A 14,537-nucleotide genomic window follows, 5' to 3' on the forward strand; every position below is an offset into this window, starting at 1 on the left:
AGATTTTTTATTTTACCTATGATAAAGTGCTTTTCATGGCACTCAAAAGACCCTTCTCAGAGCTCGATTGGCTACAGACACCAGAGATGGTGCGGCATTACATTATGTACCTGGAACGTACGCTGGACGATATGCAGAAGCAGGTCGAATCCCACGAAAAGCGCATTGAAAAGCTTGAAGTGAGTACCCAAAAAAATTCTCATAATTCCAGCAAACCGCCATCTTCAGACCCGCCTTTTGCTAAAAAGCAACGCAAACAGAAAAAGAGCAATCGTTCCAAGGGCGGACAAAAAGGTCACAAGGCGCATCAGCAGCAAATACTGGATCCGACTGATTCCAAATGGTTAATGCCGAAACGTTGCTCATGCGGAAATACACACTTTGATCCAAAGCAAATGCAGCCGTTTTACGTCCACCAACGTATTGAACTGCCTAAGATCGAGATGGAAGTCAGCCACTTTATTCTCCAGCAATGCGACTGTCCCAACTGCGGCAAAACCGTCAAAGCCCAGCTTCCACCGGAACAGGCCACCGGCTATGGCCCGCGTTTTACCGCCCTGGTCGGAGAACTGAGCGGCATCAAGGCGATGAGCAGAAACGACGTCAAGCAGTTTTGCGAATCCGTACTGCAAATCCCTATTTCTACAGGAACTATCCAAAAACTCGTCGACCGTAACGCCGAAGCGCTGCTGCCGGTGTATGATGAGATCGGGCGGATCGCCCGCAGCTTCTGGTGCAACTATATCGACGAGACCTCATGGTTCAGGGAAAACGATTTGCACTGGCTGTGGGCCATGGTCAATGAGCGGGTCGCCTTTTATCGCATCGATCCTCATCGATCCAAAGAAGCCTTCGATCACCTGATCCAGGACTGGCAAGGAATCCTTGTCAGCGATGGATATGGTCTGTATCGTAAATGGGTCAACCGCCAAACGTGTCTGGCCCATCTGATTCGCAAAGCCGACGCACTCGCGGAAAGGAAAAAGGCCGATTTGCGACGCTTTGGAGAAATCATCGCTGGCTGGTTGAGGCAACTGGTCCATTTTGCCAAAGAGCCTCCCGCCCCAAAGAAGTGGTCGGATTTTTATACCTTCTTTCTGTTTACCGTCACCCTTTGGGAATCTGATGAGACCGATGCCGGTAGACTCGCACGCCAAATCATCCGGGAAATTGATAACCTCTGGGTTTTCATGGATCACGAAGGCGTTGAGCCCACCAACAATCGTGCCGAAAGAGCGTTGCGCTTTGGTGTGCTGTGGAGAAAACGCAGCCTTGGCACACAAAGCGAAAAAGGAAACCGCTGGGTGGAACGTGTTTTATCTCTAAGAGAAACTTGCCGTATCAAAGCAAAGGCAACTTTTCCTGTTCTTGTGGATTGCGTCAAAGCCTATTTCCAAAAATCGATTCCTGATCTTGCGTGGATTTGATCCTTGCCGTGCCTATCCCGTGAACGCTTACCTTAATTTTAACATTTAAAATTCTTTTCAAAAACAAAAAATCGGTGATATGGATTTTCATTGACTCTGTATGTTTTTTTTAACTTTATTCCTTCTGTAGTAAAGTCATTGATGATTTTCTGCAATGAATATCCCTTTTGATCGATTTCCCAATAATGCTCTCCATCAAAACGATGTATTTTAGGATTTATCCTCTTAAACGGAATATGAATTATTTTCTTTTTTATTTTTATCTTTTTGCTCAACATATATGCATCCAAAGATAAAACTAATTGTATTTTTGCATCTGGGAGGCTGATGAGAACATGTTTCTTTGCCACTCTGCCCATTTCCTTAAAAGCTTGAAGCGACTCTTCATAAGGGATATGTTCCAACATTTGGAAAGCGCAAACACAGTCATATGATCTATCTCCGAAAGGAAGGTTTGAAACCGAAGCTACATAGTCAGGTTTCAATTCTGTATCAATATCTATAGTATTGACTATAATCCCATAATTAATAGCCAAGATTTTAAATAGACCAGGTCCAGGCCCCAGTTCAAGAACAGTTTTTGACTGTGTAGATAATACTTCATCCAGTTGATGCCAAATACTTATCCATCGTTTTTTATCAAAATACTTTTTAAAATCATAATGAATTTTATCAACCTGTTTGCGATTTTGCATTTTTATACCTACTTGATATAACTACCCATGCTATAAGTAATAAATAAGAAATTGATCCGAATATACTAAAAAGAGCAACTGCTATCTTTTCGTCATTAAATAATACAAAACCCATAAAAATTGCAACAAATTTAGCGCCAGTACTAAAAAGTTCGTAAAGTAAAAGACCTCTTTGTAAACCAAGCACTGGAACGGCGGCTACACATGGTTTATTTACAAAGAAAAAGAACATCATTATTGAAAGCCACCTTGCATATTCTCCAGCTGTTACCCAATCATTTCCAAACACAAACCCAAAGAGACAAGGACCAAATATAATTAATAAAATAAAAGGCACAAAACCGATTGCTGCAAGCCAAATTGTTGCCTCAATAATAGGTTTTGTGAGGTTCCTTCCATTTTGTGCGGACTCAACAATATTTACATAAAAAACATTACCAAATGATTTTGCGATAAGTGTCGAAGGTATGCTTAGTACTCTTTTACAAATTACATAATATCCCGCAGAGGTTGGGCTAAAAATGGCAGATAGCATAAGTATAGGTAAATTTTGAGATACAGCATTAATTAGTATCTGAGGAGCTCTGTATAGAGGGAAATCGTAATACTTTTTAGCTAATTTAAAAAAATACAAATGATTATTTACATTTTTACTATTTTTAAATAAATCTAATTTTTTACATTTAATATTGAAAACCAACATCCCTGCATGAATGCCATTACCTATTGTTGATAGTATTATTAGAGCTAAAGCCGTCGGGTGAAACAAACCTATTCCAATTTTAGCCAAGCTATTTACCATCGCTTGGATAATTTCAATTTTTGCAGTCACAAAAAATTTCTTTTTTCTAATAAGCCATTGCTGTGAAATTTGCAAAAGTGAAGAAAAAAGCATCGCCAAAGGAATTAGAAGTCCAAATTTTGATACTTCCTGAGCTCCAAAATGACTAAAAATAAACTCCCCTGCTACCATAATTACAATTGCAACAATAAACGCTATTACAATAGCAATAAATCCGGATAGACTTGCCAAATTTTTAGCTTCTTTATCATCTTTTGGCAGAACAATGGAGATCGGATAAGTCAGAGCTGCAACAGGTAAAAGTACTTCCACTATCGCAATAAAGACACCAAGAAGCCCTAAAGCTTTTGGCCCATACAATCTTGTAATGAATGGAGATGAAGCGACGCTGATAACTTGTGCCAATACAGCCCCCGAGGCTACAATTCCAACATTTCTTATAAAAACACTATTATATATACGGGATAAAAAATATAACATTCTATAATGAAAAAAGGATTAACCTTTAGAAAGGGTCGTACAATATGCCCGGTCAAGATATGATGGCGACACTTGGGAACCCACGTGGGGTAATGGCGGTTCCAAATCGTGTGTTTTAATTTTCTAATGCGCTTTATTTGTATCTCCTTTGGCTTATGTTGCAAGGATAATTCAGTTCCCAGGCAGTGAACCGGGCAAATCGCAAAACCTTTGCATTCTGACAATGCATAAAGGGAATGAATTTCTGCTGCGCAGTATAAATCAGGGTTTGACAGGATTATATCTTGTTGTATCCCTTTTCATTGTTCTTCTCTCAAACCGCATCTGGCAGATCTGTTCAGAGACCAACCCCATCATAAAAATAATGACCGCAGATATAAAAAGTAGCGCACTCATATTCGTGAAGCGACCTTCAGCAAAAAATGAATATAAATAGCGCAAACAACCAAGAAAAAACATAAAAGCACTGACGGGCAGGAATACCCGCAAGGGTGAATACAACGTGCAGATCCGGATAATGATCATTAAGAATCGGACACCATCATTGACAATCTTGATGCTGCTTTTTCCAGATTTCCTTTTTTGCATATCAATGGGAAGATATTTAACGCTCCTCCCATCCCGTAAAACCCCCAAGGTGATGGTTGTTGGATATGAATAAGTATTTGGAAGCAGGTAAATATAGCTTTTGGCGATGTCGGCTTTAATGGCCCTAAATCCTGACGTTAAATCTTTTACCGGAAACTTTGTTACATAGGAAGCCAGCCAGTTGTACACTCTGTTGCCGACCGCCCTTTTATATGATGCCTGACCACCCTTTTTTCTTGCACCAACCACCATATCGTATTCGGGAAATAATTCAATCATTCTGGCTATATCTTCTGGTCTGTGTTGACCATCTCCATCCATAAAGATGAAAATATCACCGGTTGCAACCCGGATACCCGTCTTTACGGCAGCGCCATTGCCGATATTGTAAGGATGGCAAAAAACCGCTGCTCCCGATTGGTTCGCGATTTTGGCCGTAGCATCGGAAGATCCATCGTCGATAACAATAATTTCGGCCTTTGGGTATAAATCTTTAACACGGAGAACCACGGTTCCTATCGTGTCCGCCTCGTTATACGCCGGAATAATAATGTTTATTTTTAATTCATTATCATATTTCATTTATTGTTACCCATCTTTGTAAGTTTATTGACTCATGTCGGAAACCAACATTATCAGGGTGTGATTTGAAACAAGGCATAGCCGTTTTTCGTAAATAATAAACGGCAGTCCTCATGCACCAATTGGGCAATCTTTCTATTTTGATCATCATTGAATATCCCGTTTGCCCACTTTTCAAAAAGGGTGATACCAATCATGAGGTGAGTGTAATGATTGTTGATTAATATTTTCCCAAGCCGGCTATTGGCAGGAGCATTGATAACGGTTTCCTGAAAACTCGATATACCGAAAACAACATCTTTTTCAAAATAATATCTTCTGTTCCCCATAAACACTGCGAGTATTTTCATTTGACCATCTATAATTCGATTGGCATAAGTAATGGTTGCATAGTCAGGCATCTTATTATTTAGATAGGATTCTCGCGAACATTTTCCTGTCAGATAGGGTATTGGATCGATTACCTTGTAAAGATTAATTAAATAATCGGCATTCAAGAATAAAAAGAATGCGATAGTACCTGAAAAGCTCCACCATACAACTGATTTAATAATATTGTTGCTGATAGCGCTGATTTTCTCCTTCACCGCATGACACCCCATAACGCATAAAATCACTAAAGGCGGCAATACAGGGGAGATGTATCTTATGCGCATGTCGACGATAAAACTCGCATAAAGAATATAGAGCACGACGAAGATGGCAAGTAAAGCATTTTCTACTTTTAGCGAAGGACACACGTTTCTTGGTCTCAGCAGAATAAGAAATGGCAACATGATGAGAATAGGATTAAGTCTGCCATCGAAATATTTCGGGTTGTCATCTTTCCCCTGGAAGAAGATTCTTATTGGAATGGCCAAGGTATCCCAAAAAGATTCCTTATAGATAAGCTTTCGTTTAGTCCAAGGATTCAAACTGACGCTGGAATTATTAGCTTCAATATTGTCAGGCTTGAATAATCGATCGTACAAAGGAAATACCGGGTTATCGGTCAGGCGGTAATTTCTAATCATCCATGGTGAAAAAACCGTCATAGCAACGATAGTGAAAAGAATTGGATAGGCAATAGCTTTAATTACTTGAGAATGCCTTTGGTTTTGCGCCCTGATATACACGATGGGAACAAACAGGGTCAGCAAAAAAAACACCAGCAGTCCGTTATATTTGGTCCCAAGCCCCAAACCACAAAACACGGCCGAGACGATAAGCTTTGCGATCCGATCTGGTTCTATCCGCCATTCCAGCAGGTAATAAAATGCACCCCATGAAAAAAAAATAAGCCCCAGATCAACATAAGCACTGATGCACAGTGCAATGATGATGGGGGTAGACAAAAATAGCAAAACACCAAACAATGCCAGTGTACGAGTAGTTCGTTTGGCAAGGTATAGATAAATCATCCACGACGTACCAAGGGCGAAGGCAAAATGGATATATTTTGGAATAATGTCGTTACCAAACAAGAGCGGCAACGCATACAATAAATCGATATTCATTGGATAGTAAGAAAAAACGATATCCGGCATCTCAATAATTCCGCCAGCTTTTATCCACAGCTTGGGTACCGCCAGATGGTGGGTCAAGGCATCTCTGCTAACAGGCGGCACCGTTGACATGACCAGGATGCATGTAATCAAGCCTGTCAATATTAAGATCAATACCACCTGAATAAAAACACCGCTATTAATCTTTACAGTCCCTTGATTCAACGATCTATCCTTATAGGTAAACTTTTTAGCTGCTTCAGTTTGATTGGATAGTTTCCATTACGATATCTTTTGCAGATGATTCCGTCATCATAGGCCATTGTTGCACCTTGTCTCTGGCTGCCGAAAAAATAACGGGAACAATTTTTGCTAAGTCCAATGGAATTGAAAAATGTTCCTTTGATTGTTGTAAAAGCATAAAGATTTGGTTTGTTTTAAACAAGTTAAGAATGAAATGCATACGTTTTTGTATCAGTTCATTGTTGCCGGCAATGATTGCGTTTTGTAGTTGAAGCATTAAAACAACGGGTGAATCAGCCTTCCTCGATAAAGCCATGTTCAGAAAGAAACTGGATCGGTCAACATTTTCAATGGAAGAATACAAGGCGCCCAGATAAATCAGACTGGGCACATTGAGAGGTTTTTCCTGCAATGCTTTCCTGAAAAAAGCTATCGCCTCCTCGTACCGCCCCTGTTTAAAGGCGATGAACCCTCTTTTGTTGTAGCTGTTGAAAGACGGCGGTTGCGTTTTGATAACCAGATCCATGGCAGCGGATGCATCATTCCAGCGTCCCAAGGCCATATTGGCGTCAACCCGCCCGCCCATGGCACCGATAACATTTCGCTTTTCACTCAACACACCTTCCCAAAGCGAGAGGGCTTTTTCATAGAAGCCTTTGGCAAAGTAGATTCCTGCGATATCATTTTGAGTATACACCTTCCGGTAAACAGTAATGTCGTCTTTCCAGCTGAAGCCCAAGGATCGCTGATACAGACTCAGTGCGTAGTCCAAATCTCCGATTTGTAAATAATGGCCATAAGCCAGGTTATTCAATGCCCGTGGCGTGTCAGGATATTGCCTTAACACATTTTGCCAGAGCGATTTTTCCGTTCGCCAATCCTCATTGCGTGTGTAAGTCGCAATTCCCATCGTGAAAATCACAAAAGGAATAAAAAAGACCATAATCGGAAACAGATGAGATTTACGATCCTTGAGGGTTGATAGTGATTGGCAGATGGCCAAAGAAAAGAGAACAAACAGAAACATTGAAGGAAGGTAATTTCTGTGTTCATAAACCAACTCTAACCCAAGAATTGAAGACTCAATGATGTGGTTAAGAAAATAAAATAACACAGCAAATGATATCAGAGGTCTTTTTCGTGCAGCTAAGCAGGCATAAATAATTAGAACAACAATACCACCCATGCAGATTAGGGTAGACCATGGATCAATAAGGCTTTTGGATATCGGGAAATGGTGATAAATAGAAAGCCGGTGGTTAACCGGATAAAAAAGCAACGACAAATAAAAAAAAATAATTCTCGGTTGGGTCAGCAATCGCTCGGTAATGCTGAAAGGTCTTTTTTCGTAGATCGAAATAATGATATTGTGAATGCTTTGATGCCAGATCAGCAATGGAATCAGAATGGCGATTCCACCGAACGCCAAAATGATGTACATGGTTCGTTTAGCGGTTGTTCGGTTTTTTAAAAAAAAGCGGTCGCCGCTTTGAAAAAAAATATACTCAGTGAGGATCAACACCGCCGGCAGCATAACGGCGTTTTCTTTGGAAAGACAAGCAAGCGCAAAGCTTGTTGCGCTAAAGGCGGCAAAAACGACTGTCTTCCAGGTTCCGTTGTTGACAAGCCGTGCTTTTAAATAAAAGTAGAAACTTAAGATATAAAACATGGCCGCCATGGCCGCCATTCGCTGTACGATGTATGTGACCGCTTGCGTCTGCACAGGATGGACCGCCCATAAGACCGATGCCAGCAATGCCACCGAATGGGTATTTACGCCCGATTTGCCATCCAATTTCGGCGTCTGCAAAAGCATCTGCACGGATAAGAACAGGAAAAAAGCCGATAAGCAATGTACTATATTATTAACCAAGTGAAATCCGAAAAGCTTACCATCCCCGAGATACCAATTCAGCGCGAAAGTCAGCATCGGAATAGGCCTAAACGTTCCTGATAGCCCTTCACTAGTAGAAAAGAATTGTGCCATCGATGAAAAATCGATTTTTTCGATACGGACCTGATCGTTCTTGGTGATACTCGTCCGATCGTCAAAATGCCAAGTGCACTGGTAGCTGTTCGAATAAACAATTAAAATTAGCAGAAACAGCAGAAAGAAAACAAAACAATTTTGTTTAGATGGATTTACGGATTCCTTTTGCACTGAATCTTTCCTATGGCTGGTCAATAAAAAGCGCTTTGCGTAACAAAAATCAGGACCTCACAGGTCGACTCGGGGAATCAACGCTTAGCTGCAACACTGTTTTTCATTGCCTTACTCATTTTTCAACGAAGGGATAATATCTGTTCAGGAATTTGCCCCAGATATGTCTCCCCTTTGATTAAATACGTCGGCGTCGCGGATATCCCCAAGTCGATTCCATCCTGGATGTCTTGCTCGAGTTTTTTATATAGTGCCAGCGAATTAACTGAAGCAGCGAAGTCCATCAGATCGAAACCGGCTGTTTTCGCCATATTTTTTATATTTATTGCGCCGGACTTAAAATCCATATTGAAGATCATATCGTTAATTAACCAGAAATTGCCTTTTTCAGCCGCATACAAGGACAGCATTGCTAATTTTCCAGAACCGATATGAAAGGGCTCCGTAACAATCGGGTTGAACTTGTGGTCCATGGGGAAATGCCGGTGCACAAGTCTGATTTTATCCTCATGTTCGGCAACAAATTGCCTCAAGTAAAAATGCATTTTTTTACATTGAAAGCACTGATAATCGGTGAATTCAACAATGGTCAACTCCGGCTTTTCAGCACCAATCCATGGATGTCCATCTTCGGTCATACCTGTTTTCAAATTCTGGCCGTTGATGTGGGGGCCCATTTTCCAATACGGCGGAAAAAAAAACATCATCCCGATGGCGATGGACAGCATGCAAACTAAAGTAACCGACCATTTCTTCCAGTGCCTTTTATAAAGACCAAAGTCTTTTCTCAATCCGCTGAAGACATTGCCCCCGTCAAATCTATTGAAAATCAGATAAGAATAGAAAAGCAGACCGAAATTAGCCGCATGGCTTAAAATGCACATAATGCACTGACTTCTTATCAGATACGACGAGACAGCAGCAAGGACGATGCTGTTTATACAATAGAGCAATGATAAAAGGAACAATGTGGGCCAAATATAAGTCTTTTGGGCATGAAGCCGCCATGCATTTACCAAAAGAATGATCACTATCGCATAGCCCCAAATTCCCCAGACAGGGATCGGCACTCCTAAAAAAATCGAATAAGGGCTTTGAGAAACGGTATCGCAGTTGATGGCGCGGGAAATCGCACAGAAACTCTCATAGGCAATGTCCGCATAATTTCTGTAATGGGAAATGGAGATATAAATTGAATCTCCTAAGCCTATAAGGCCCAAGGTAAAAATAATAAAAAAATAGACGCCAAAAGGCAGGGGCTGAATCTTTTTCACTGGTATCAACTCAGTTTTTAATTTGATTTAACATCCGTTGTGCCTGTTCGCTGACCAGGGGGGCAATCCTTGCAACTGATACAGGTGGCGTTTGAAAAAAGGTTGGCAGTTGTTTGAGCCAGGTTTCCGTCTCCTGCAGGCTGTGGTCGTTCAGCAAGCAATCAGTCCAGTTGCGTGCAGTAGATATATCACCCGCGCAAATGGCATTTTCGATTAATAAAAATACATTCACAATGCTATCCGGCTGATCGTTATATGCCAGCCTCAAAAACCGATCTGCGCGGACATAATAACCCATGGCACAAAGCGACGCCCCAATCCCCAAACATGCATTTCTTTTGTTTTCGGCAGTTTTCAATGATTTCCGGAATAGAATGAGCGCCTCCTGCGGTTGTTTCTGCCACAAGCGGATAATTCCTTTCAAATTATAGTAGTCTTCATGGACAAGACCTTTGTCGAGGATGTGGTCGATTTCACATACGGCATCTTTCCATTTTCCCTGTATGGTCAGAAGCACGCTCAAATCGTATCGGGCCTGGATATAGTCTGGATTCCGCTCCAGCGCCTGCCGGTAAAGCGCTATGGCCCTTTTCCGATCTCCTTTATACTTAGCATAAATGCCACCCATATTGCCTATGGTAGCGGATTCGATATCCTTTCTGGCTTTTCTGAGCGACAGACTCTTCTCGTACAATGCCAGTGCTGGATCGGCATTTCGCGGATCTTCCTTTATTAAAACTTGTGCCAGTTGAACCAATGGTCGTGCACTCCCTGGTGCCTTTTTCATGGCATCAAGCCACAACGTTCTTTCGGTCTGCCAGGTTTCATTGCGAATATAGGTGCCGACGCCAAACAGAATCATTAACAACGGAACGCTTGATGTAGCGAACCAATAGATGAATTTCCTCTTTATTTTATAGGTATTCATCAACGATTTGATTCCTGCTGCCACCGGTACGAAAAGAAAGCAGGAAGGCAAGTAATTACGATGCTCGAAGATGGGTTCGATGGGAATGATCGACGATTCAACGATTTGATTCATTAAAAAGAAAAGAACTGCGTAACTTGTCAGTATATTTCTATCTTTTCGATAAACCGCAGCAATCACCAAGCCCCCCATCAGTAGCAGAGATGGCAGTGTGGTCCATGGTGACATAAGTGACATCGACATCTGTATGTCGTGTTCAACTGACAATCGAAAGGGCATTGGGTAGAAAATCAAGCTCAGGTACCAGATAACGATTCTGCCTTCGGTCATCAGACGCTGTGCCATTGAAAACGGCCGATTGTCATAACCCGCAAAAACAAATCGCAATTTGCCGGAGACAGCAAAAGCGAGAAGCAAAAATAAAGAAGCAACAACGATGGTTCTTACAACCCATTTTATCTCTTTTGTTTTGAAAATTTCGGGAAATGAACCAGAAATAAAAACCCATTCTACAAGAAGCAGTGATCCCGGCAGCATGATCGCATTTTCCTTGGATCCGACCGCAAGCAGGTAACAAAGCAAGCATCCCAGAAAGGAAAATGCTTGCCGTCGCCTTGCACTGCCTTTTCGAAGGTCGAGATAAAAATAGATACCCAGCAAATAGAAAAAGGCCGACAGCACGGCCATGCGCTGGACAACATAGGTAACCGCTTGAGTCTGGATCGGATTCAATGACCATACCAGCGCACTGACGATGGCAATGAAATGCGCATCTTCATTGTCATAGCGACCTCGCATCGATGGCGTTTCCAACAGACGCAGAATCAACAGGTACAAAAGAAATGTGTTGATGACGTGCAGGGAAAGATTGGCGAGATGATATCCGGCCGGGTTATCGCCTCCTATATACCAGTTCAACGCAAATGTAAGATTGGCCACGGGTCGGTATAATTTGTTTCCAGCGCCCGGTTTGGCGAAGAATGTCTCCCACAGGGTTGTCGGATATAAATTATCGATATGGAGTTTTTGATTATTTACGATGCCGGGCTTGTCGTCCAACTGAAACGCTGCATTGAAAGTGTTGCTATAGCAGATGAATACAAGTAGAAAAATGGAAATGACAAGGGACGAGCTACAGGTTGGATCTCTTTTTTCATTTTGCCTACCCATGATTGCCATTCCGCTTTTTGTTCTTGATTATTTTTGCTAAATAATTTCCTTTGGATTTGAAAAGGTACTGCTCTTTGACAACAAGATGTGGTGTGCTTAGCCGAATGAATGACTTCTTCCAAATTTTTATTAGGTGGGGCTTATCATCTTTCAACAGCAAAAAGGAGGGGGTTTCCCCCTCCTTTTTGTTAAAACGTACTGGCCAACTTGTCCTCAGGTTACTGGCGGATAGTCAGCGTGTACTGTTTAGTAGTAGTATTCCAGAAACCGTTGGGATTTGCGGTTTGGGTCATGGCGTCGGTGTAATCATCCGGACACCGCTCAGAACCATCTTTAACGACTACGGTGACACCAATATTGGGATTTGCGCCAGTAATAGAGACAATCGTGTTATTTCCGGACATCTGCACACCGTTGCCGTCGTTAAGTTGGCCAGAAGTGGGCGTAGCAATATGCGTTGGAATGGCGAAATAATCGCCAATGGCACCGGCCACAGCCTGAGCATCGGATTCCGCCCGGGAGCAGAAGCTCTTGTTACGATAGGCGATGAAGTTGGGGATGGCGATGGCTGCCAGGATACCGATGATGGCGATGACGATCATCAATTCGATCAGGGTGAAACCTTTGCTGTCCATTTTTCTCATTTTGCTAAGCATGTTCTAAATCCTCCTAAAGATTTAAGTTAATAAATGATGCTGAAAACGTCCTACAAAATTGGGTTAATGTTGACTGCCTCCTTTTGCGGCTATGTTAGACTTGTTCTTTTGCACTTAGGATGCCAGTTTTGCCTATCTCTTTCCATTTTTCATCAACCATTTTATTTCATTCACTTTTATTACTTTTTAATCGATCTCGAACTCTCATCAACCGACATTGAAATTTGAATCTTCCACCCGTTTAGCCAAAATTTGTTAAGATCTGCCAAAAATTGTCATTGGTCTCGTTGACGCCGTTTGAATCTCGGTTTTGAGGACTCACCCGTATTATCGAACGGTGCTGCAAAACATTTAGTTTTAAATAAAATTTTATAATTGACCGGATTCATTTCAAGAATCGAATCAACCATCTGCTTATAGAAATAGGAAAGAATCAGAGACCCCAACGGGATGATCGTTGTTACGAACGAGCCAGCAAAAAGATAAGGGATGTAAAGAAGGAATCGAATTCGAGCTACATAAATAGGGGCAACAGATACTGATGTCGATCATCAAGGGCAGCAACGCCTGATTTTTTGATCATCTTTGAATGTGTATAATAGAATCAACGGTGGGATTTGTAAACAGCCGCAATCTAATTGGGGTTGATTTTATCAAACCGGTATCGAAAGGAGCGCAAGCTGATGCCCAGCAGTTCAGCCGCCTTGTTTTTGTTATTATTGGCACATGCCATGGCCTTTTCGATATAGGCCCGCTCGATCTCTGCCAGGATTTCATCCAATGCCACACCATTTACGACCTCATCAAGATCAAACCGGCGGTTGCGGACCCCTTCGATCCATCTTTTTTTGTGAACCGACATGGCCAGACTATCGGGCAGGAGGATGTTGGTGTTGGAAAGGGCTACGCTTCGCTCGATTAAATTTTCCAACTCCCGAATGTTGCCGGGAAAATCATACTTTTTTAACAGGTCAATGGCATACGATGAAAATTTGGTTACCTGCTTACCCAGTTCCCGTGAGTATTTTTCCAAAAAATGCTGTGCCAACGGCAATAAATCATTTTTTCGCTCCCTGAGTGGCGGGAGTTTGATTTCGATCACGTTCAACCGATAAAAAAGATCCTCGCGAAAATTCCCTGCGATCACCTCGTCTTCGAGCTTTTTGTTGGTTGCGGAAATTATTCGGATATCAACGCTGATATCCTTGGTGCCGCCAACAGGCCGGAACACCCGTTCCTGAACAGCGCGCAGGAGCTTGACCTGCATGTTGACGTTCAGTTCGCCGACTTCGTCCAGAAACAAGGTACCGCTATGGGCAATTTCCATCAGACCTTGCTTGTCCGTTGTGGCCCCGGTAAATGCGCCTTTACGGTGACCGAAAAACTCACTTTCCAGAAGCGTTTCCGGAATGCCGCCGCAGTTAATGGTCACAAAGGGTTTGTCGTTTCGATCGCTCTGCTCGTGAATCGCCTTTGCAATCAGCTCTTTGCCGGTACCGCTCTCCCCGGTGATCAAGACACTGGTCTTTGTTTTCGCTACTTGCCGTATCATATCGAAGATATGAAGCATTCTTGGGCTATTGCCAACAATCTTGCCAAAATGAAGGCTTTGCTTGATTGCATCTTCAATGATCTGTTTTTCTTTTTCCAGTGTCTTTCGTTCAAGAGCATTTGCAATGGTTTGAAGCAACTCCTCATTTTTAAAAGGCTTGGGCACATAGTCAAACGCACCTTGATTCATCGCTTCAACGGCTGTTTCCGTGGTGGCAAAGGCTGAAATCATAATAGCGGTGACATGGGGGTATTTTTTCTTGGACGCCTTCAAGACATCAAGGCCAGTCATATCGCCCAGCCGGATGTCACAAAGCAACAGATCGTACGTTTCCTTATTTATAATGGAAAGCGCCTCTTTTCCGCTTGCTGCCGACAAAACAGCATACCCTTTTTTTTCCAGCATGAATTCAAGGAGTTCACGCATGCTTAATTCATCATCGACAACAAGAATACAGTGGGGATCGTCTGCCATTAGGACACTCCAGACGCTAAG

10 protein-coding genes are annotated in these 14,537 nt (G+C 42.2%); 1 reads left to right on the forward strand and 9 read right to left on the reverse strand.

Annotated features, from left to right (window positions below):
- Nucleotides 1-35: 35 nt before the first annotated feature.
- Nucleotides 36-1,427 (forward strand): IS66 family transposase, encoded by a 1,392-nt coding sequence (gene tnpC, locus Dvar_RS23035; protein WP_419655468.1) that lies wholly within the window; start codon nucleotides 36-38, stop codon nucleotides 1,425-1,427.
- Nucleotides 1,428-1,465: 38 nt separating this feature from the next.
- On the opposite strand, the gene Dvar_RS23040 is transcribed toward tnpC, so the two are convergent.
- The 9 genes from Dvar_RS23040 to Dvar_RS23080 all read right to left on the reverse strand — a co-directional run bounded on the left by Dvar_RS23040 (nucleotide 1,466) and on the right by Dvar_RS23080 (nucleotide 14,516).
- Nucleotides 1,466-2,122, reverse strand: a complete 657-nt coding sequence (locus tag Dvar_RS23040) for a class I SAM-dependent methyltransferase (protein ID WP_419655469.1) — start codon at nucleotides 2,120-2,122, stop codon at nucleotides 1,466-1,468.
- Nucleotides 2,100-3,404: a lipopolysaccharide biosynthesis protein gene (locus Dvar_RS23045; protein WP_419655470.1), complete on the reverse strand. Its 1,305-nt coding sequence runs from the start codon at nucleotides 3,402-3,404 to the stop codon at nucleotides 2,100-2,102. Before Dvar_RS23045 ends, Dvar_RS23040 begins: the two co-directional genes overlap by 23 nt.
- A gap of 261 nt (nucleotides 3,405-3,665) precedes the next feature.
- Nucleotides 3,666-4,574 (reverse strand): glycosyltransferase family 2 protein, encoded by a 909-nt coding sequence (locus Dvar_RS23050; protein ID WP_419655471.1) that lies wholly within the window; start codon nucleotides 4,572-4,574, stop codon nucleotides 3,666-3,668.
- Nucleotides 4,575-4,627: 53 nt separating this feature from the next.
- A complete protein-coding gene (locus Dvar_RS23055; protein ID WP_419655472.1) occupies nucleotides 4,628-6,283 on the reverse strand; it encodes an ArnT family glycosyltransferase in 1,656 nt (551 codons plus the stop codon).
- A gap of 34 nt (nucleotides 6,284-6,317) precedes the next feature.
- Complete coding sequence (locus Dvar_RS23060; protein WP_419655473.1) at nucleotides 6,318-8,462, reverse strand: tetratricopeptide repeat protein; 2,145 nt, start codon at nucleotides 8,460-8,462, stop codon at nucleotides 6,318-6,320.
- A 122-nt stretch (nucleotides 8,463-8,584) separates the two neighbouring features.
- Nucleotides 8,585-9,736, reverse strand: coding sequence for a vitamin K epoxide reductase family protein (locus tag Dvar_RS23065; RefSeq protein ID WP_419655474.1), 1,152 nt, complete (start codon nucleotides 9,734-9,736; stop codon nucleotides 8,585-8,587).
- A 10-nt stretch (nucleotides 9,737-9,746) separates the two neighbouring features.
- Nucleotides 9,747-11,834 carry a tetratricopeptide repeat protein gene (locus tag Dvar_RS23070; protein WP_419655475.1) on the reverse strand — a complete coding sequence of 696 codons (2,088 nt, stop codon included), beginning with the start codon at nucleotides 11,832-11,834 and terminating at the stop codon, nucleotides 9,747-9,749.
- A gap of 218 nt (nucleotides 11,835-12,052) precedes the next feature.
- The gene (locus Dvar_RS23075) at nucleotides 12,053-12,490 is read right to left on the reverse strand and encodes a prepilin-type N-terminal cleavage/methylation domain-containing protein (RefSeq protein WP_419655476.1); all 438 of its coding nucleotides are present in this window, start codon (nucleotides 12,488-12,490) and stop codon (nucleotides 12,053-12,055) included.
- Nucleotides 12,491-13,124: 634 nt separating this feature from the next.
- Nucleotides 13,125-14,516, reverse strand: coding sequence for a sigma-54-dependent transcriptional regulator (locus Dvar_RS23080; RefSeq protein WP_419655477.1), 1,392 nt, complete (start codon nucleotides 14,514-14,516; stop codon nucleotides 13,125-13,127).
- Between the last annotated feature and the right edge of the window lie 21 nt (nucleotides 14,517-14,537).

The organism is Desulfosarcina variabilis str. Montpellier, assembly GCF_048565275.1.
GTDB classification, from domain to species: Bacteria; Desulfobacterota; Desulfobacteria; order Desulfobacterales; family Desulfosarcinaceae; genus Desulfosarcina; species Desulfosarcina variabilis.